The organism is Acuticoccus kandeliae (assembly GCF_003073115.1).
The window spans coordinates 523,880-543,543 of record NZ_QBBV01000004.1; the positions used below are offsets into that span (position 1 = coordinate 523,880).

At 66.4% G+C, this 19,664-nt stretch carries 16 protein-coding genes; 12 read left to right on the forward strand and 4 right to left on the reverse strand.

The genetic code is table 11. From position 1 onward, the window contains the following. Positions 1-80 precede the first annotated feature (80 nt). The 3 genes from DBV35_RS25575 to DBV35_RS25585 form a co-directional block, all read right to left on the reverse strand. Complete coding sequence (locus DBV35_RS25575; protein WP_483860589.1) at positions 81-830, reverse strand: GIY-YIG domain-containing protein; 750 nt, start codon at positions 828-830, stop codon at positions 81-83. Positions 831-1,267: 437 nt separating this feature from the next. Then, on the reverse strand, positions 1,268-2,221 hold the full coding sequence (locus DBV35_RS25580) for a hydroxymethylglutaryl-CoA lyase (RefSeq protein WP_108663210.1): 954 nt from the start codon (positions 2,219-2,221) through the stop codon (positions 1,268-1,270). A gap of 56 nt (positions 2,222-2,277) precedes the next feature. Beyond that, complete coding sequence (locus DBV35_RS25585; protein WP_108663211.1) at positions 2,278-3,201, reverse strand: LysR family transcriptional regulator; 924 nt, start codon at positions 3,199-3,201, stop codon at positions 2,278-2,280. Between the two features lie 318 nt (positions 3,202-3,519). On the opposite strand from DBV35_RS25585, the gene DBV35_RS25590 reads away from it, so the two are divergent. From DBV35_RS25590 to DBV35_RS25610, 5 genes are all read left to right on the forward strand, one after another. Beyond that, entirely contained in the window at positions 3,520-4,497 is a 978-nt protein-coding gene (locus tag DBV35_RS25590) for an SMP-30/gluconolactonase/LRE family protein (RefSeq protein ID WP_170135041.1), read from the forward strand. A 138-nt stretch (positions 4,498-4,635) separates the two neighbouring features. Next, on the forward strand, positions 4,636-5,634 hold the full coding sequence (locus DBV35_RS25595; RefSeq protein WP_157961978.1) for a TRAP transporter substrate-binding protein: 999 nt from the start codon (positions 4,636-4,638) through the stop codon (positions 5,632-5,634). Positions 5,635-5,655: 21 nt separating this feature from the next. Next, entirely contained in the window at positions 5,656-6,180 is a 525-nt protein-coding gene (locus tag DBV35_RS25600) for a TRAP transporter small permease (protein WP_108663214.1), read from the forward strand. After that, positions 6,174-7,451 carry a TRAP transporter large permease gene (locus DBV35_RS25605; RefSeq protein WP_157961979.1) on the forward strand — a complete coding sequence of 426 codons (1,278 nt, stop codon included), beginning with the start codon at positions 6,174-6,176 and terminating at the stop codon, positions 7,449-7,451. The genes DBV35_RS25600 and DBV35_RS25605 overlap by 7 nt, the downstream gene beginning before the upstream one ends. A gap of 15 nt (positions 7,452-7,466) precedes the next feature. Next, positions 7,467-8,651: a CaiB/BaiF CoA transferase family protein gene (locus DBV35_RS25610; protein WP_108663216.1), complete on the forward strand. Its 1,185-nt coding sequence runs from the start codon at positions 7,467-7,469 to the stop codon at positions 8,649-8,651. 46 nt (positions 8,652-8,697) lie between these two features. Here the strand turns inward: DBV35_RS25610 and DBV35_RS25615 are convergent, their stop codons facing one another. Next, positions 8,698-9,606 (reverse strand): LysR family transcriptional regulator, encoded by a 909-nt coding sequence (locus DBV35_RS25615; RefSeq protein WP_157961980.1) that lies wholly within the window; start codon positions 9,604-9,606, stop codon positions 8,698-8,700. Between the two features lie 104 nt (positions 9,607-9,710). Between DBV35_RS25615 and DBV35_RS25620 the strand changes: the two genes are divergently transcribed. The 7 genes from DBV35_RS25620 (at position 9,711) to DBV35_RS25650 (ending at position 19,608) form a co-directional block, all read left to right on the forward strand. After that, complete coding sequence (locus tag DBV35_RS25620; protein WP_157961981.1) at positions 9,711-10,418, forward strand: HpcH/HpaI aldolase family protein; 708 nt, start codon at positions 9,711-9,713, stop codon at positions 10,416-10,418. A gap of 53 nt (positions 10,419-10,471) precedes the next feature. Next, positions 10,472-11,440 (forward strand): tripartite tricarboxylate transporter substrate binding protein, encoded by a 969-nt coding sequence (locus DBV35_RS25625; protein WP_108663219.1) that lies wholly within the window; start codon positions 10,472-10,474, stop codon positions 11,438-11,440. Positions 11,441-11,467: 27 nt separating this feature from the next. Then, entirely contained in the window at positions 11,468-11,893 is a 426-nt protein-coding gene (locus DBV35_RS25630; RefSeq protein WP_108663220.1) for a tripartite tricarboxylate transporter TctB family protein, read from the forward strand. Between the two features lie 16 nt (positions 11,894-11,909). After that, complete coding sequence (locus tag DBV35_RS25635) at positions 11,910-13,424, forward strand: tripartite tricarboxylate transporter permease (protein ID WP_108663221.1); 1,515 nt, start codon at positions 11,910-11,912, stop codon at positions 13,422-13,424. Beyond that, positions 13,421-14,080: an RraA family protein gene (locus tag DBV35_RS25640; protein ID WP_108663222.1), complete on the forward strand. Its 660-nt coding sequence runs from the start codon at positions 13,421-13,423 to the stop codon at positions 14,078-14,080. The genes DBV35_RS25635 and DBV35_RS25640 overlap by 4 nt, the downstream gene beginning before the upstream one ends. Before the next feature lie 538 nt (positions 14,081-14,618). After that, complete coding sequence (locus DBV35_RS25645; RefSeq protein WP_108663223.1) at positions 14,619-18,509, forward strand: beta strand repeat-containing protein; 3,891 nt, start codon at positions 14,619-14,621, stop codon at positions 18,507-18,509. A 364-nt stretch (positions 18,510-18,873) separates the two neighbouring features. Further along, a complete protein-coding gene (locus DBV35_RS25650) occupies positions 18,874-19,608 on the forward strand; it encodes a helix-turn-helix transcriptional regulator (protein ID WP_157961982.1) in 735 nt (244 codons plus the stop codon). The last annotated feature ends 56 nt before the right edge of the window (positions 19,609-19,664 follow it).

Consider the following 19,664-nt stretch of genomic DNA (forward strand, 5'->3'; position numbering starts at 1 on the left):
CGCACGAGTCGATTTGAAGATTGAGCAGTCTTTAGGCTTATGTCGGTGATGATCGCAAGCGCCGCACTACCAATTGACGATCAAGTGCGCGCTTCGACCGCCAGAAGGAGCGTATTCATCCGCTCCAAAAAGGCTGGATCATATTTTTCGTCGACGTGGTTGTTATTCCAGAGCCCCGAGCCACGCACGCGTTCGCGATCACAATGATGCCCGAGCCAACTTGCCGATGGCGGGTCCAACGGCGCCTTGCCGAGATTGCTGAGGAGTGCAATCGCATTCCGTTCGATGTCGCCACGCGCACTTTGTGGGGCCGGGTCATCGTCTACGGCAAGCCACAACAAACTCATCGTGCCAATCGCGGCGCTGACCTTTCTCTCCATTTCCAATTCGGCAGCCCTAACCTCTGGAGATGCGACAGACCTGCGGTCGTCCCAGGTTGGGCAATGATCGCCATCCCTTGCTGCCAGGGCCGTACCAACCAACAGCCGGAAAATCGACCCGCGGTGATTACCACCGCCGGATGATTGGGGGCCACGGTGCTGTGAAAGTCTTGCCCAAAGGCTAGTCGAAGACCCCGTCCTCAAGGCATGGGTGCCGACCCGCACGATGCGAGGGCCGTTGCCGCTTTCGCTCCGATCCTCCCCATCTTCCATGAAAAAATAGACGCCGCGCTTGGGCCAGTTGAGATGCCCATTACAAGCGTTGAGTCGGACACCAGTGCCGCAAACGATCGAAAGACGGTCGATCATCCTGTAAAATTCTACAAGATGAGAAAGTCGTGCATGATCCATCATGAACCAGATAGTCAAATTACGTCGAGGGAATTGCATGCACCTTTTTGCAGGCCGGGCCAAGCTCTAAGAACCTATTCCCCAGGAGGGTACTCGTGATTTTCTAGATCAGATAAATTTTTCCTACCACCCGAACAAAAGCACCAAAATATTCATGACTAATACCTAGATCTTAGAGGGGCTCAGCGTCGACCTGGGCGCGCCCGTACGTGTGAGGCGGTCTCCAGCTGAGGAAGCCCAATGAGCATTGGAAGTGTTTTGCACGGATAGACCGTGGAACCTGCAAACTGCGTCGTGCTGAAAATTCCCCACACTCACAGGAGCCCGTGCCGCTTCGCTCGCCACCGACCCGCTCCCCCCAATTGAAGGCGGGTGACGCCACCTCCCGAACCAAGGCGGAGCCCACTCCGCCGCCAAGCCTAACCCCCAACCGTGGCACCACCAGCGGCGGCGCCACGGGCCGTACGCCCGGCCGCCTACGCGGCGACGGCCTGGCTCGGGGGGGTGCCGGTGAGGTCGGCGAAGAGGCGGGCGCGGGGGATCGCGCGGGCGTGGCTCGCCATCGGGGCGCCGCTTTCGGCCAGGATCATCGTGCCGGCGTCGAGCAGCTTTTCAAGGTCGATGCCCGTCGTCACGCCGAGGCGCTGGAACAGGTAGACGACGTCCTCGCTCGGGATGTTGCCCGTGGCGCCCGGCGCGAACGGGCAGCCGCCGAGGCCGGCGACCGACGTGTCGAAGGAGCGGATGCCGCCGTCCATCGCCGCCAGGATGTTCGCGATGCCGAAGCCGGCCGTGTCGTGGCCGTGGAAGCAGAAGCGCGCGCTGCCGCCGAAGGCGTCGATGCAGCGCTTGGTGAGGCTCTTCACGTGCGCGGGCGTCGCCATCCCGGTCGTGTCGCTGAGGGCATATTCCATCCCCTCGCGCATCGGCAGGATCTTCTCGATCGTGGCGAGCACCTTGTCCTCGTCCACCACCCCGTCGAACGGGCAGTGGAAGGTGGTGGCGAGGCCGACGCGGATCGGCAACTCGCCGAGCGGGTCGATCTCCTCCAGCATCGCCTTGAGGTCGGCGATGGAGGCGTCGGTGGCGCGGCGCACGTTGGACTGGTTGTGCGCGTCGGAGACCGAGATCACGAAGATCAGATCCCTCACCCCGGCCGCCAGCGCCCGGTGCGCGCCCTTGGTGTTCGGCACCAGCGTCATCCCCGCGACGCCCGGCAGCGGCGGCAGGCCCGCGATCACCGCTTCCATGTCCTGCATCTGCGGGATGGCCTTGGGGCTCACGAAGGAGCCGAGCTCCATGCGCGTGAAGCCCGCGCCGGCGAGACGGCGGATGAGGTCGATCTTCACCTCGGTCGGAATGAACTTGGCGATGTTCTGGAGCCCGTCGCGCGGTCCCACTTCGACGATTTCGACTTCGTTCTTCGTCATGGCGATCCTCCTCTTGTTGTGCCTTCCGGCCTAGAGGACCGCGCCGGGGGGGACCATTATTCGTTGGGAATGGCGGTCCTCTCCAGCCGATAAGCCTCCGCCTCGCTGCTGAGATGGCGCAGCATCAGGCGCACCGAGGCGTTGAGGCGGCCGGACGAGCGCATGCAGATCGACAGCGTGCGCCGCGCCCATTCGTCCTCGAGGGGGACGCTGACGACGCGCGGATCGTCCGGCACCACCCCCACCGGCATGATCGCGAAGCCGAGCCCGGCCGCCGCCATCTCGATCGCCGAGCCGAAGGTCGTCACCTCCAGGATCGGGTCGATGGTGATGCCCTGCGCCTCGGCCGCCTCCGAGAGGAGGATCTGGAGCGAGCTCCCCGTCTCCAGGCTGATGAAGGAGCGCTCGGAGAGGTCGCTGAAGCGCACCGAGGCGCTTTGGGCGAACGGGTCGGAGGCCGGCAGGAGGGCGATCAGCTGATCCTCCCGCCAGGCGATCGCCGAGAGCCCCGCCGGCAGCGACATGTGCCCGGCGACGACCCCGATATCGGCGATCCCGTCCTGCATCGACTGGAAGACGTTGGGCGTCGTCTCCTCCCGCACCACAACGCGGACCTCCGGATAGAGGCGGGTGAAGCTCGCGATCTCGCGCGGCAGGAACTGGTGCATCGCCGAGGAGTGGGCGTGGATGCGCACCTGCCCGCGCGTGCCGCCGGCATAGGTGGACAGGTCCGCCGCCATCTCGTTGACGGACTCGAACAGCGCCCGCGCGTGCCCGGCGAGCGCCTCCCCCGCAGGCGTCGCGCTCACCCCGCGCGGGTGGCGGTAGAAGAGCTGCACGTCGAGATCGGTCTCGAGGTCGTTGATGCGCTTGCTGACGGCGGAGGAGGCGATGTGCTCCTGCTCGGCCGCGCGGGTGAGGCTCTTCAGATTGTAGACCGCCACGAAGATTCGCAGCGTGGTGAGATCGAAGCGGATCATGGCCGCACCGGCCCTCTTGGCGTCCGCTCTGCCGGGAGTGACAGGGGCGCGGCGCGGACCCGCCGCGCGCTCGTGTCTGCACGTTTTTTCATCGTCTCGTGATGCTAAATCCGTCTGTCGCGGCTGGGAAGCGGGACCATGAATCGTGGTCTTCGCCAATTCAGAACGCGGGTGTTCCGAACCACGGCTTCTCCGATCCCCGCTCCCCGCAATAGCGTTCGGGTGGGCTGGCGCACCATCCGTCGCCGGCCCCTTCAGAAGCCCGCCGCGCTCCCGATTGGTGCGCGAAACGAGCGGGCCGGAGCCTGGGAGGACCTTATGGATGGCTTCACGTCGGGCATGCTCGGCGGGGTCGGCGACGCGCTGGCCCGGCCGGAGTGCGTGCTCACCACCCGGACCGGCGATCTCTACGTGTCCTATTGTGCCGGTGGCGGCGTCGGCGGCTTGAGCCACATCGCCCCGTCGGGCGCGACACGCCACATCGTCGCCAAGGACGCGCCGGAGGGGTTCCTGCCGAACGGCATCGCCCTCCTGCCCGACCGCTCCTTCCTGATCGCCAATCTCGGCCCCACCGGCGGCGTCTACCACCTGGCGGACGACGGCACGCTCACCCCGCGCCTCCTCGAGATCGACGGGCAGCCGCTCCCGCCCACCAACTTCGTCGGCATCGACACGAAGGGGCGGATCTGGGTGACGGTCTCCACCTGGCAGGTCCCGCGCGAGAAGATGATGTACAAGAATCGCGGCGACGGTTTCATCATCGTGATGGACCGCGACGGCGCGAACGCGCGCATCGTCGCCTCGGACGTCGACTTCACCAATGAGGGCGTCGTCGACCCCTCCGGCGAGTGGCTCTACGTCAACGAGACGATGGGCCAGCGCACCTCGCGCTACAAGATCGCGCCCAATGGCGATCTCGGCCCCAAGGAGCTCGTCGCGCAATACGGGCCGGGCACCTTCCCCGACGGCCTCACCTTCGACGCCGAAGGCGGGGTGTGGATCGTCTCGGTCTGCTCCAACCGCGTGGTGCGCACCCATGCGGACGGACGCCAGGAGATCCTCGTCGAGGATGCCGACCCTGACATTCTGGCCGACTGCATCGCCCGGTTCGACGCGGGCGAGTGCGCGCGGCCCCTCGTCGACACCGGCGGCAAACGTTCGCTCGGCAATCTCGCCAGCATCGCCTTCGGCGGGCCGGACCTCTCCACGATCTATCTCGGCACCCTCTTCGGCACGCGCATCTTCCACATGCCGGCCCCGGTGAAAGGGGCCGAGCCGGTCCACTGGCACTTCTAGACGCACGATCCGAAGGGCCGCGCCCGGCCCTCGCACCCTTTGCCGTCCCGGCGCGCCGGGAGGCACGGACGCCTTTGGCGCGAGGCGTCCCATCGCACCGGCAGCCGCCGGGCCAATAAAATGGGAGGAACAGAGATCATGAACAAATTCACCGCCGCCATCGCCGCGGCCGGCATCGCCGCCCTCACCGCGGTGCCCGCCTGGGCGCAGGACATGACCCTGCGCATGGGCACCTTCGCCACCGCCTCGAGCCCCTGGGGACAAGCGATGAAGGCCTTCTCCGACATCGTCGCGCAGAAGACCGACGGGCGCATCAAGATCGAGGTCTACACCGACGGCCAGATCGGCGGGATGCAGCAGCTCCTCACGGGCATGCAGCTCGGCACCATCGACATGGCCTATTTCGACGTGACCGTCGCCGCCTTCCTGAAGGGGGCCGAGGAGATCAAGGTCGCGATCGTCCCCTACCTCTTCAACAGCAAGGCGGACGCGGCGAAGGTCCTCAACTCCGACCTCTTCCAGAAGATCTACGAGGATATCGCCTCGCGCACCGGCGTGCGCATCTTCAGCGCCTACGGCGACCGCTCGCCCCGCGCGATCCAGACCACCAAGGGCCCGATCGAGACGCCGGAGGACCTGAAGGGCCTGCGGATGCGCGTCGCCGGCATCGACATCTACGAGACGACATTCGAGACGCTCGGCACGCAGATCACCCCGCTCGGCATGACCGAAATCTATAACGGCCTGTCGCGCGGCATCGTCGACGGCCAGGACAACGGCTTCGAGCTCGCCATCCCGCCGAAATTCCACGAGGTCGCCAAGTACTGGTCCGCGACCGACCACGTCTATGGCGTGACCGGCTGGTTCATCTCCGAGCAGGTCTGGAACCGCCTTTCCGACGCGGACAAGGAGATCTTCCGCGAGGCCGGCAAGGAAGCCGGTCAGGTCTCCACCGACGCCACCAACGAACTCGACGCCAAGGGCCGCGAGATCCTCGAAGAGGCCGGCGTCACCTACACCGAGCCCGACCTCGACGCGTTCCGCGACGCGCTGAAGGACGTCTACAAGGAGTACGAGGGCAAGGTCTGGCCCGAGGGTCTCGTCGAACAGATCCGCGCCCTTCAGGCTCAGGACTGAGCGGACAGGGGCCCTCTCGACATGCTCGGCTATCTCGCGCGGATTGAGGCGGGCCTCGCCTTCATTCTCAAGGTCGCGGCGATCATCGTCATGGTCATCGTCGCGATCTTCACGCTCGGCTCGGCGTCGGACCGCTACATCTACGACACCGCCTTCAACGCCTACGACCAGATCGCGCAGCTCGCGCTCGTCTGGCTCACCTTCATCGGCATCGTGCTCGCCTTCCGGGCGCGCACCAACATCCGCGTCGACCTCGTCGACGGCATGCTCCCGTCCCGCCTCCTCGCCGCCCGCGACATCATCAGCGACCTCGCCGCCATCGGCATCTTCGGCGTGATCCAGTGGAAGGTCTGGCGGCTCGTGGAAGTCGGGGCCGGCCAGGTGATCATGGGAACGCCCTTCTCCTCGGACGCGACCTTCCTCGCACTCGCGGTCGGCTCGGCGGCCGCCATCGCGATCCTGTCGATCCGCCTCGTGCTGCGTGTCGCGGGATGGAGCGCGCCGCGCACCGCAGACGGAACCGGCCCGGAGGACCAGGCGTGCTGACGATCATCTTCCTCATCTTCCTCGGCGCCGTCCTCGTCGGCTTCGATGTCGGCCTCTCGATGGTGGCCGCCGCCATCGTCGGGATGATCCTGCACCCGACCTACCCCGTCGACCTCATCATGGTGCCGCTCACCATGTCGAACGCGGTCAACGATTCCACGCTCGTCACGATCCCGCTCTTCGTGCTGGCAGCGGAGATCATGAACCATGGCGGGCTGACGCGCCGGCTGGTCGACTGGGCGCTGTCCGTCATCGGCCACGTGAAGGGCGGGCTCAGCCAGGTCTCGATCACCTCCAACCTCATCATGGCCGGCGTCTCCGGCTCGGCCGTGGCCGACGCCGCCGCGACGGGCGGCATCCTCATCCCGGCGATGCGCAAGGAGGGCTATCCGGAAGGCTATGCCGGCGCCGTCATCGCCTCCGGCGCGATGCTCGGCCCGATCATCCCGCCATCGGTGCCGATGATCATCTACGCCGTCATCGCCAACGTCTCGGTCCTGAAGCTCTTCATGGCGGGGATCGTGCCGGGCGTGATGCTCGCGATCGGCTACATGGTCATCTGCTGGCTGATCGCGCGGGCGAACAACTACCCCTCGCGGCCGCGCCAGACGCTGCGGACGATCATCGCGACGACGCAATATTCGATGTTCGCGCTCGGGATGCCGATCATCATCGTCCTCGGCATGCGCTTCGGCTACGTGACCGACATCGAGGCCTCGGCGCTCGCCGCGCTCTATGCGCTGCTCGTCTCGGTCCTCGTCTACCGGGCCATCGGCTGGTCGCAGCTCATGCGGGTGATCTTCCTCGCCACGCGCTCGGCGGCGGCGGTGCTGTTCCTGCTCGCGGCCGCGGGGCCGTTCGGCTGGCTCCTCGCCGAGGCGAAGATCAACGACGCCATCGCGGGCGGCATCCTGTCCCTCACCTCCGACCCGCTGATCGGGCTCATCCTGATCAACCTGATCCTGCTGCTGATCGGGTGCTTCCTGGAGCCGCTGCCGGCGCTGGTGATCTTCATCCCGTCACTCCTGCCGGTCGGCGTCGCGCTGGGGATCGATCCGGTCCATCTCGGCCTCGTCATGGTGCTGAACCTCATGATCGGGATGCTGACGCCGCCGGTCGGGCTCCTCCTCTTCGTGGTCGCCGGCATCGGGCAGATCCCGCTGATGAAAATCATACGGGCGGTGTGGCCCTTCCTTCTATGGTCGCTCGTCGTCCTCGGCATCGCGACCGTCTTCCCGGCCGTCGTCCTGTGGCTGCCGGGCCAGGTCTGATCATTGGAGCGTTTCATGTCGCAAGGCCCGCTCGCCGGCATCCGTGTCGTCGACCTCACTCGCGTCCTCGCCGGCCCCTTCTCCACCATGCTGCTCGCCGATCTCGGCGCGGAGGTCATCAAGGTGGAGACCCCCGCCGGTGACCAGATCCGCGGCCAGGGGGGGATGCGCGACGGCTTCTCCTGGTATTTCGCCGGCTTCAACCGCAACAAGCGCTCGGTGAAGCTCAACATGCGCGCGGCGGAGGGGATGGCGATCGTCAAGGACCTCATCCGGACAGCCGACGTGCTCGTGGAGAATTTCCGCCCCGGCGTGCTCGGCAAGATGGGCCTCACCGAGGAGGTGCTGAAGGCGCTGAAGCCCGACCTCGTCGTGTGCTCCATCTCCGGCTACGGCCAGACGGGCCCCTACAAGGACCGCCCGTCCTTCGACTTCATCGCCCAGGCGATGAGCGGCTTCATGAGTTCCACCGGCTATCCCGGCCGCGAGCCGCTGCGGGCGGGCCTGCCGATCTCCGACCTCATCGCCGGCCTCTATGGCGCGCTCGCCGTGTCGGCGGCGCTGCGGCGGCGGGAGGTGACCGGAAAGGGCGAGCGCATCGACGTGGCGCTCGTCGATTCGATCCTCTCCTTCTCGTCCTATTTCGCGGCCAATTATCTCGCCACCGGCAAGGAGATGGAGCGCACCGGCAACGACCATCCCGTGGTTGCGCCCTATGGGGTGTTCCGCGCCAAGGATGGCGACGTCGCGATCGCGCCGAGCAACGACCAGATCTACGGCCGCCTCGTCGACGCGCTGGGGCTGCGCGAGGCGCTCTCCGGCCCCGACTTCGACACCAACGCGGCACGGATGAAGAATCGCGCCCGCGTCAACGCCATCATCGATTCCAAGATCGGCGAGGACACGCGCGACCACTGGATCGACGTCCTCAACGCCGCCGGTGTGCCGTGCGGGCGCGTGCTCACCTATCCGGAGGTGTTCGAGGATCCGCAGATCCTGGCGCGCGAGATGGTGTGCGAGGTGGACCATCCCGGCCGCGGGCCGGTGCGCATGGTGGGCTTTCCGATGAAGCTCACCGAGGCGCCGTGCGAGATGCGCGAGCCCGCGCCCGAGCTCGGCGCGGACACGGCCGGCGTCCTGGAAGCGCTCGGATACGGGCCGGAGCGGATCGCGGCGCTGCGCGACGGCGGGGTGATCTGACGCGCCTGCCGTGTTTATCGGCGGGGCGCACCGGCGGACGCCCCCCTCAATCCGGCAGGAAGAGCGCGTTCTCCACGATGAGCTGGCGGGCGAGCGTCACGACGGCCTCGATGCCGGGGCCGATGCTCGCCGACTGGTAGCAGATCGACACGCTGTGCCCCTCGATCGGCGGCGACACGTTGAGGCGGCGCACCGTCGCGCGCGTCGCGTCGCGCTCCATGACGCTGACGGGGACGACGCCGATCGCCGCCCCCTCCGCGATCGCGATCGCCATCACCGAGAGATTGTTGCAGGTGCTGATGCGCGAGGGGGTGACGCCGCTCGCGGCGAACCAGCCCGTCACCGTGTCGTAGAGGCGGGAGGGCGGCGGGATCAGCATCACGTGCTCGCCCGCCAGCCGATGCGGGCTGACATCGCCGCCATGGAGGCCGAGATTGGCCGCCGCGAACCACGCGAGCTCGTTGCGCCCCACCGGCACCTGCTGCACGTGCGGCTCCACGTCGGGTTCCGATACGACGGCGATGTCGATCGCCTGGTCGTTCAGCATCCGGCTCATGACGCTGCTGTTCTCGATCTGCACCGAGACCTTGAGGAGCGGGTAGCGCATTTCGAGCCGCCGCATGAGGTCGACGAGGCAGACGAGCCCGAAGCTGTCATTGGCCCCGAGCCGCAACAGCCCCTTCAGGGGATCGCGGCTCTCGAACCGCTCCGCCACCTCCGCCTCGATCGCCAGCATACGGGCGGCATAGTCGAGGAGCGCCCGCCCCTCGATGGTGAGGCTGATCTTCGGGCCGCGGCGGGTGAAGAGGTGCGCGTCCAGCGTGCGCTCCAGCTCGCGCACGCGCTGCGAGATGGACGGTTGGGTGAGGCCGAGCTCCCGCGCCGCCGCGTGGAATGTGCCAAGGCGCGCGATGCGCTCGAAGGCGCGGAGCTGGTCGAGGTTCAGCCGCTTCATGATCGGCAAAGCCTATCATTACCCGGCATTATAATCGATTTTTTTTCACCCTTGCACCGCTGCTAAGCTTTCCGGACATGGACGAGGCAGGAAAGACGCGCGCTTTGGAGACCAGCAGCATCAGGACGGCGATCAGGGCCGGGCGCACCATTCGCGGCGCGCACATGATCTACCCCGCGCCGCGCATCGTGGAGGTGCTCGCGGCCCTCGATCTCGATTTCATCTATCTCGACGGCGAGCATGGCTGCTTCAGCCCCGCCGACCTCGCCCAGCATGCCTTCATGCTGCAGAAGCTCGGGATCACGCCGATCGCGCGCGTGCCGAACAACACCCGCGCCACAATCACCCATTTCCTCGATCGCGGCGTGCGCGGCATCGTGGTGCCGCACGTGGAGAGCGTCGAGGATGCCAAGCGCGCGGTCGAGGCGACCTATTTCGCGCCGCGCGGCGACCGCTCCTATGGCGGCGCCTTCCCGGTCGAGCGGGACAAGAGCGAGCTCGAGGACTTCCTCGGCGAGTGCAACGAGGCGGTGACGCTGAGCGTCATGATCGAGTCCCGCGCCGGTATCGAGGCGGTCGACGAAATCGCCGCCATCGACGGCATCGACTATCTGAGCTTCGGCATGATGGACGTGGCCCAGCAGCTCGGCCACCCCGGCCGGCCGGACCATCCGGCCGTGCAGGAGGCCGTCGCGGACGCCTCGGCGCGCATCCGCGCCGCCGGCAAGCCGGTCCGTGAGGATTTCATGCGCTTCGCCTGGATCGACGACATCGTCCTGACGGGGGCGAAGGCCCTGCTCGGGGCCGCCTGAGCGCTGGCACGCGCACACACACGACACAAGAACGACAACAACGGGAGGGGACTATGAACAAGAGAGAGTTGGGCAAGGCGCTGTTGGCCTCGGCGTTCGCGCTGGCCGTCACCACGGGCACGGCCGCGGCCTACCCGGACAAGCCGATCACGCTGATCGTCCCGTTCTCGCCGGGCGGCGGCACCGATCTCAGCGCCCGCATGATCGCGCCCTATATCGAGAAATATCTGGGTGACGGCGCCGAGATCGTGATCGAGAACCGCGCCGGTGCGGGCGGTGATGTGGGCGCGACGGCGATCGCCCTCGCTGAGCCCGACGGCTACACGATCGGCTTCATGAACGTGCCGAACACGATGATGAAGTCGCACGAGCGCGAGACGCGCTGGACGGTGGACAGCTTCGACCCGATCGCCAACCTCGTCCTCGACCCGGCGGTGCTGACGGTGCGGGCCGATTCGCCCTTCCAGACGCTCGGCGACGTGATCGAGGCGGCGAAGGCGCGGCCGGGCGAGATCACCGTCTCCTCCGCGGGCGTCGGCTCCAACACCCATCTCGACCTCATGCGCCTCGAGACCGCGGCCGGCGTCGACTTCACCCACGTCCCGTTCGACGGCGGCGCGGCGGCGCGCAACGCCCTCCTCGGCGGCCATGTCGATCTCGCCGCCTCCGCGCTCGGCGACATGCAGCGCTTCTCCGACGATGGCGAAGTGCGCATGGTCGGGATCCTCACCAGCGAGCGCTTCCCCCTCGCCCCCGACGTGCCGACCTATGCCGAGCAGGGCTATCCGCTCGAAGGCGGCGCGGCGCGCGGCCTCGTCGGCCCGAAGGGGATGCCGCAGGAGGCGATCGACGCCATCGCGAGCGCGGTCGAGAAGGCGCTCCAGGACCAGGAGCTGATCGACAAAACCAAGGAGATCGCCCTCCCCCTCCTCTACATGGGCCCCGCGGCCTATGGCGAATATCTCCAGCGCTCGGACGCCGAGCTCGCGGAAGTGTGGGCGAGCACGCCCTGGGTCGAGTAAGCACCCACTCGGGACTGTGCTGTCGTGATGACCTCTCGTCGTCTGGAGATCGCCGCCGCGCTCGGGTTTCTCGGCCTCGCGGCGGCGGGCTGGTGGGCGAGCGCGGCCCTTCCGCCCGATCCGCGGATGATGCCGCGCCTCGTCCTGGCGCTGATCGCGCTCGCCTCGGCCTTCTGGCTCTTCCGCCTCCTGCGGGCCGCGCGCCCGGCGCCCGAACCGGCGGAACCGGTCGCCGAGGCGCTGAAGATGCCGGCCGTCTTCGCCCTCACCGGCGTCTATGCGGTCCTCGTCGTCAGCGTCGGCTTCTTCATCCCGACGCTCGCCTACATCGTCCTGATGGCCCGCCTTCTCGGCGAGCGGCGCTGGGTCGCGAGCATCGCCGCCGCCATCGGCTTCGCGATCGTCGCCTACCTGCTCTTCGTCGTGCTCTTCGAGCGGCCGGTGCCGCTGTGATCGGACCGTTGGCCTGATGAACGTCTTCCACGAACTCCTGGCCGCCGCCTCCGCCATCGCCACGTTCGACAATGTCGTCGCGATGGTGCTCGGCACGATCGCCGGCATCCTCGTCGGCGCGCTGCCGGGGATCACCGCGGCGATGTCGATCGCGATCCTGCTCCCCTTCACCTTCACGATGGACCCGATCGTGGCGCTCGGCATGATCGCCGGGATCTATAACGGGGCGATGTATGGCGGCGCGATCCCGGCGATCCTCCTGCGCATCCCCGGAACGCCCGCCGCCGTCGCCACCACCTTCGACGGCTACCCCCTCGCCCAGGAGGGCAAGGCCGGGCTGGCGCTGCAGGTGTCCAGCTATTCCTCCGCGATCGGCGGCATGGCGAGCGCGGTCGCGCTGATCTTCCTCGCTCCGCCGCTCGCCGTCGTCGCCCTCTCCTTCGGGCCGCCGGAGATGTTCTGGGTCGGCGTCTTCGGCCTCGCCTCGATCGCGCTCCTCCTCGGCGACAAGCCCTATAAGGGCCTCCTCAGCGTCGGGGTCGGGCTGCTCCTCGCCATGGTCGGCACGGACAAGGTGTCGGGCCACGAGCGCTTCGTGTTCGGCCGGATCGAGCTCGTCAGCGGGCTCGACATCGCCGTCGTCCTGATCGGCCTCTTCGCCCTCCCCCCGGCGATGGCGATGGCAGAGGCGGCGACCCGGCGCGGCGCGACCTCGGGCGTGCCGGTGATCAAGGGCGCGATGAGCCTGTGGCGCGCGCTCGGCACCTTCCGCGTCACCTGGCTGCGCGCCTCCCTCATCGGCATCGTCGTCGGCATCCTGCCGGGCGCCGGCGGCAACGTCGCCGCCATCCTCGCCTACAACGAGACCAAGCGGAACGCGCCCGACCGCAGCACCTTCGGCAAGGGCAACACGCAGGGGCTCGCCGCGGCCGAGTGCGCCAACAACGCCGACAATGCCGCGGCGATGATCCCGGCCCTCACCCTCGGCGTTCCGGGCACGATCGTCGCCGCCCTCATCCTCGGCGCCCTGATGATCCAGGGTATGCAGCCGGGCCCGCAGCTCTTCCGCGAGCGGCCGGACGTCGTCTACGGCTTCATGCTGCAGATGCTGCTGACCTCGGTTCTCATCATCCCGCTCGGGGGCCTCCTCGCGAGCCGCATCTTCGCGCGCCTGCTGCTCATTCCGCCGACGCTTCTGATGCCGCTGATCGTCGCCACCACGGTGATCGGCGTCTACTCGATCAACAACAGCACCTTCGACATCGTGGTCCTCTTCGGAGCGGGGATCCTCGGCTGGCTGTTCGAGAAGCTCGACATTCCGCTGGCGCCCGCCGCGCTCGGCTTGATCCTCGGGCCGATGATCGAGGCGAACCTGCGCATCTCGCTCCTCCTGTCGCGCGGCGATCCCCTCATCTTCGTCACGCGCCCGGTCTCCCTCGCCATCATCGGCGCATTGCTCGCCGTACTCGCCATTCCCTTCCTCGCCCGGCTTCTGCGCCGCGGCCGCCGCTCGACAAAGGACGCAGCATGACCACCGACACCCGACTGAGCCGCCTCCTCGAGGTCGAGACCGGGATGATCTCCGACTGCATGATGCGGCTCGGCCTTCACGGCTGGATGGACGGCGTGAAGGCCGTGCAGGGGCCGAAGGCGCGGCTCGCCGGCCGCGCACGCACCATGCTGTTCGGCCCCAAGCGCGGCGAGGGCCAGTGGCCGGTCTCGATGTACCGCACGATCGCCGAGCACCTCGAGCCCGGCGACGTCTGGGTCATCGCCGCCGGCGGCACGGACGAGAACCTGATGGGCGACAATGTCGTGACGCAGGCCTCGCTCCACGGCCTCGCCGGCATCGTGACGGACTCGCTGGTCCGCGACGGCACTGGGATCGCGGCGATCGACCTCCCGGTCTTCTCGCGCGGCGTCACCACGCGCCTGCCGATGACGATGGAGCCGATCGCGCTCGACGTGCCCGTGGTGTGCGCGGGGGCCCAGGTGCGCCCCGGCGACACGATCGTCGGCGACGCCGACGGCATCCTCGTTCTCCCCACCGCCCGCCTCGACGACATCCTCTACCAGCTGGAGGACGTCGCGGTGATCGAGAAGGAACTCGCCGCCGCCATCGCCGCCCGCCACCCGCTTGAGGCGCTCGAAGGGGTGATCAAGCGGAAGAAGGCGCGCCGCGCCTGAGGCGTGGGGACGGCGCCGCGTCGGTGCGGGGCCGGGGGGCCCGAGGCCGATCGAGCGGGAGGGTTTCGCCTTCCCGCTTCGGCCCAGAGGCGGCCCGGCGGTCGCTGTGATGGATGAGGCCGACCGGCGGGCATTGCCGTTCTATCGCCATCCTAAGCGCGTGAATGCGAGTCGCCTATTGATCCTGGCACTCCCCGCATGGACGTCCCGGATGGGCCGGAGCAAGGCCCTGTTCTCGCAGGCGCGGCGGATCTCCGGACGCTTGCGCCAATCATAGTGCCCGCTCGGCAAGATCCCCAGCACCTGGCACAATATCCGAGCCGGAACCCGGATTGTCACCGGGAACTCAAACGGGGTTGGATCACTCACCCGCGTTTCGTTCCTTTGACCTGCAAAGATTGCGATTTGCCGCCCGGAGATCTGGCTGGCTCCGCAGGTCCCATAGTCCATTTGCATCATGACACGCGTTGCTCATCGGCGTCAGACTTGACACCGCGGCGACTGCTTTTGATCCCAAATATTACTTTGGTGCATTCCCATGGCTTACTCACTCGTACGTGGATCCTTCCGCTCTGACGAGATCATCGGAACCGCAGAGGACGAGTTGATTCTCGCAAAGGCCGGGCGGGATACGGTCAGCGGCGGCGTCGGATCGGACCACGTCCGGCTGGGCCCAGGTCGGGATCTCGGCCGCTATGTGCTGAGCGATGCCGAGCCTGGCGACCATGACCGCTATAATGGCGGCCGTGGCGTCGACACGCTTCGCCTCGAGTTCACCAGCGCGGAGTGGGCCGACGAGGCACTGCGTGCGGACGTCGCCGCGTTCCTCGAAAGCCTCGATGACGAGCCCGGAGCACGTCTCTTTGGCCAATCCGCGAAGTACGTGTTCTCGACGTTCGGTCTCACCGTGAGGGGCTTCGAAGTGCTCGAGGTCTATGTCGACGATGTGCTGATCACGCCGGAGGACGGAGAGACGACGGAGGTCGATCTCGGCAATTCAGAGTCGGACGAGGAGATCGATTTCAGCGCATCCACGACGCCGGCTTTCGTCACGACCGGCACGGGCAACGACAAGATCGTTCTCGGCTCGGGGAACGACACGGTCAACTCCGGAGAGGGTGACGACAACGTCTCAATTGGAGATGGCGACGATGTGGCCCGAACCGGTGAAGGCGACGATACGGTGGTCGCCGGGCAAGGCGGAGGCAACGACTTCATCGATATGGGGCCGGGCGAGGCCGACAAGATCGAATACCCGTCCGCGACCGCCGGCATCATGGTCGATCTGCGAGAGATCGACCGGTCCGGAAACACGACCGTGGCGTCGATCCTGACCAGCCCCGGCGTCGGCCTTCCCGCCGACACGCCGGTCGGCATCGCCACCGGGGCCGACATCGACACCGACGTGCTGATCGGGGTCGAGTACGTGGATGGCGGCTCCGGAGATGACACGATCACCGGCAACGCGTTCGACAATCTCCTGTTCGGGGCGGCTGGGTCCGATCAGCTTGACGGGCGGGAAGGAACAGACACGCTTCAGGGCGGAGCGGGCGACGACACTCTTGATGGTGGAAGCGGTACCGACGATGACGCCAACGGGATCTACGACGTCGTCGACTATTACGCCGATGCCGTCCTGGCGGGCGGAATAACGGGCGTCAGCGTCGACCTCGGCGCCGGCATCGCCACCGATCCGTTCGGCGACGCCGACACGCTGATCGACGTCGAGTCGGTCATCGGGACGAATTTCGCAGACACCCTCGTCGGCTCCACAGGCTCGGATCTTTTCGCGCCACATGGCGGTGACGATACGATCGATGCAGGGGATGAGTTCGACGCGCTCGACTACCACGGCGCCATCGCGGTCGGCGGCACGCAGGGGATAAGCGTGACATTTGTCGCCGAAGGGAGCGGAACCGTGATCGATCCGTTCGGCGACACGGACACCTTCACCGGCATCGAGCGCATCGTCGGAACGCTTTTCGACGACACCGTCGTCGGCAGCGACGGCCGCGATATCCTGCGGGGCTATGAAGGAAACGATATCTTCGACGCCGGTAACGGGTTCGACCGGATGGACTATCGCGGGCAAGGCGGCACGGAGGGTGTCGTCGCCGATCTCAGCGTGGTCGACGGGGACGGCTTTGCGACGATCAAGGATAATTTCGGCGACTTCGACAGCGTCCGCGGGGTCGAGGACATTCGCGGCACGAATTTCTTCGGCGACACGTTGATCGGCGACGACGTCGACAATTATCTCCTCGGCGACGGCGGTGATGACAGCATCGTCGGCAATGGCGGGCACGACGGACTGGACGGCGGGGACGGCAACGACACGCTCACCGGCGGTGAAGGAGACGACGAGCTCTCCGGCGGCGGCGGGACCGATACCGTCATCCTGCAGGGCGTTCAGTCCGACTACTCCGTCGAGATGACATTCACCGGCGCCTATGTCGTCGTCGACAATGGCGGCAACGGCGACGGCACCGATACGCTGCGGAATGTCGAGACGCTCGTCTTCTCGGATGGCACGGTGGATTTGTTCGACCTCTTCGGCGGACTGGAGATCTCCGGCACCGATGGCGACGACACGCTTGAGGGCACAGCCGGGGATGACTACCTCGCAGCGCTCGCCGGCGACGACCTGGTCCTCGGCCTGGCTGGTGCGGATTTTCTGTCTGGCGGGCGCGGAAACGACACGATCGACGGCACCGGCGTGGGCGACGATGAGAACGGCATCTGGGATACGCTCGACTACACCCAGGAATATCTCGATGCCGACGCCGACCCCGAGGTCGTCGCGCAGGGTGTCGTCGTCAATCTTGCGACCGGGATCGGCACCGACCCTTATGGCGATACCGACACACTCATCGATATCGAGCGCGTTCAGGGGACGAATCTCGCCGATTTCCTCGTCGGTGATGATGGCGTCAACGCGTTCGACCCCCACGCCGGTGCCGACACGATCAATGGTGGCGACGGGAACGACCAGCTCATCTACTACACCTCAGAGCATCTCGGGGGCACGCAAGGGATCCACGTCACCTTCAGCCTGACGGTCGAAGGGTCTGGTACCGTCATCGACACGTTTGGTGACACCGACACCTTCACCTCGATCGAGGTAATACGAGGAACGCGCTATGCCGACGAGGTGATCGGCGGCATCGGCGGCCAGACGTTCCGTGGATATGACGGTGCGGACATGTTCGACGGCGGCGCGGACACCGACCGGGCTGACTACATGTCAGACGCCGCGCGCGGCGGGACGGACGGCATCGTCGTGAATTGGAGCTCTCCAGATGCGGAGGGCTATTTCACGATCCGCGACGGGTTCGGCAATCTCGACAAGGTGAAGAACGTCGAGAATATCCGCGCGACCAATTCGAGCGATCAGATCAGCATCAACCACGGTGACGTCGACAATGATGTTGTCGCGCTCGACGGCGATGACACGATCTCCACTGGTGGTGGGAACGACAAGATTGATGGTGGTGACGGCAACGACACCGTGGTCGGTGGAACCGGGATGGACACCCTCGGAGGCGGAGGGGGCGACGACGTCATCGAGTTCGACGATATCGGCTTCGGCGACTTCGCCGACGGTGGCGCGGGCACGGATCTCCTCTTTGCCTTTCGCATTACAGAGACCGATCCGCTTTTCATCGATGCGAGCGGGATCGTGGATCCGTCAACTGGCGGCGACGTCGTGTTCACCGACGGTGTGTCGGAGACGATCGGCATTAATATCGAGGAGGTCTTCCTCATCGGGGGATTGGGGAACGACAGCCTGATCGGTGGTGCCGGCGACGACATCATCGGCGATTCCCACGCCCTCCTCTTCCCGCACATCGTGGCGCGTGGAGAGGACACTCTTGTCGGCGGCGCCGGTGACGACCTGATGGGTCTCCTCGATCCGAGCGTCGGCGACAGCGTGGACGGTGGCGACGGGACCGATACGCTTGTGGTGTACGTCGGCTTTGGGGCGACGTCGCTGATCGTCGACGGAAGCGGCATCACGGATCTCCTAGCCGGCGGGGACGTTCTGTTCGGCCCCTCTCTCATCACGATCGCGACCAACATCGAAGTTCTCGAACTCCACGGCACGGAAGGTGATGACAGCCTTGTCGGTGGCGCCGGCAACGACACCATCGAAGCGGAGGGCGGGAACGACACGCTGGGCGGTGGCGGCGGTGACGACTTCTTCCAGATCGGTGGCGGTACCGTCGTCATCACCGACTTCGAGCCGGGCGCCGCGGCAGGCGACCAGATCCACTTCAATGTCAGCAACAGTTTCAACGACGGCTCGGATGTGATCGCGGCAGCGGTGCAGGTGGGATCCGATACCGTGATCAACTATGGTAGCGGGTTCCAACTGACCCTCCTGGGTGTCCTCCCGAACGAGTTGGCCGAGTCCGACTTTTTGTTCTGATTTGTGGGCGTCGACCGACGCCCGATGCGACTGCAGAGGGATGCTGAACGGGGCGCGCGTCATCCTGCGCTCTGCATGATCGGAGAGCGCATCAACAGTGGACGTGCGCCGTGTTCGAAGATGAGCACGGTCTTGATGGCGGCGTAGGAGCGCCGCATAATCGATGGATATTCCTGCAGAGGCATCTGATTGCGGATGCGCTTTGCAGCCATTTTTTTTTACGATGAGAGCTTCCAGTTATGTTCGGAGCTGCACGTGCCCCGCGTGGACGGATTGTTCTGCCGGGGCTCTGTCCGACACCGAGGCGGAATCGAGCGTCGGCACAGTCCCTCACCAGGAGGCGGGTCGCTTCTCGGCCAATCGAGTGATGCTGCCGAACTGTCAACGCGAGCCGGGGCCGCCAAAGGATTCGCCGGCGTCTGGGGCGCGGATTCAACCAAGAGAGCTGCCCCTCTCGGTCAGGCGCGAGCTTCGCTTTCATGCCGCCGATGCGTCGTTCGAAGCCTTCAACCATGCTGATCCGGCAGCGGCCTGCTTCATCATCACGAGGGAGTGCGCCGTCCTACGGGTGAACGCCGCAGGAGAGGCGTTGCTCGAGTCCGGGGACGTCGTGCATGCAAGCTGTGGCCGCCTATCGATGCGCAATTCTGAGGCAGGGCGGCGGTTCGTGCACGTTGTCGCCGATGCGCAGAAGGTGTCGGATTTGGCGACGATCGTCACGCGCACCACGACGCGCGCGACCCCCTTCATCGTGAGTGTTCATCTGATCGAATCGGAGCAAAAAGGTGAGCATGAGGTTCAATGCGAAGCCGATTGGCCGCACGCCATCGTCATGGTGCGGGATCCCCTCGACGCGCCGGTCGCGCCGGCCGATGAGATTGCCAAGGTGTTCGGCCTGACCCCGGCGGAAGCCCGGCTCGCCGAGGCATTGTCCGGGGGTGCGACAATTGCCGAGGCCGCTGACGGGCTCGGCATTCGCGTGAACACCGCGCGGAACCAGCTCTCTGCGATATTCCGCAAGACCGACACGAACCGGCAGGGCGAACTCGTACGCCTTCTGCGTCCATTGTCGGCACCACAGTCGCCGCGACCGAAATAGTGGCAGTCCGCTTGGAAGTTCACCTCGCCTCGATCCGTTCGGCAATCTTGTTCTGG

Excerpts from the sequence above, each read along its gene's own strand:
- DBV35_RS25575 (WP_483860589.1), bottom strand. The coding sequence starts at position 830 with ATGCAATTCCCTCGACGTAATTTGACTATCTGGTTCATGATGGATCAT.
- DBV35_RS25580 (WP_108663210.1), bottom strand. The coding sequence starts at position 2,221 with ATGACGAAGAACGAAGTCGAAATCGTCGAAGTGGGACCGCGCGACGGG.
- DBV35_RS25585 (WP_108663211.1), bottom strand. The coding sequence starts at position 3,201 with ATGATCCGCTTCGATCTCACCACGCTGCGAATCTTCGTGGCGGTCTAC.
- DBV35_RS25590 (WP_170135041.1), top strand. The coding sequence starts at position 3,520 with ATGGATGGCTTCACGTCGGGCATGCTCGGCGGGGTCGGCGACGCGCTG.
- DBV35_RS25595 (WP_157961978.1), top strand. The coding sequence starts at position 4,636 with ATGAACAAATTCACCGCCGCCATCGCCGCGGCCGGCATCGCCGCCCTC.
- DBV35_RS25600 (WP_108663214.1), top strand. The coding sequence starts at position 5,656 with ATGCTCGGCTATCTCGCGCGGATTGAGGCGGGCCTCGCCTTCATTCTC.
- DBV35_RS25610 (WP_108663216.1), top strand. The coding sequence starts at position 7,467 with ATGTCGCAAGGCCCGCTCGCCGGCATCCGTGTCGTCGACCTCACTCGC.
- DBV35_RS25615 (WP_157961980.1), bottom strand. The coding sequence starts at position 9,606 with ATGAAGCGGCTGAACCTCGACCAGCTCCGCGCCTTCGAGCGCATCGCG.
- DBV35_RS25625 (WP_108663219.1), top strand. The coding sequence starts at position 10,472 with ATGAACAAGAGAGAGTTGGGCAAGGCGCTGTTGGCCTCGGCGTTCGCG.
- DBV35_RS25630 (WP_108663220.1), top strand. The coding sequence starts at position 11,468 with ATGACCTCTCGTCGTCTGGAGATCGCCGCCGCGCTCGGGTTTCTCGGC.
- DBV35_RS25635 (WP_108663221.1), top strand. The coding sequence starts at position 11,910 with ATGAACGTCTTCCACGAACTCCTGGCCGCCGCCTCCGCCATCGCCACG.
- DBV35_RS25640 (WP_108663222.1), top strand. The coding sequence starts at position 13,421 with ATGACCACCGACACCCGACTGAGCCGCCTCCTCGAGGTCGAGACCGGG.
- DBV35_RS25645 (WP_108663223.1), top strand. The coding sequence starts at position 14,619 with ATGGCTTACTCACTCGTACGTGGATCCTTCCGCTCTGACGAGATCATC.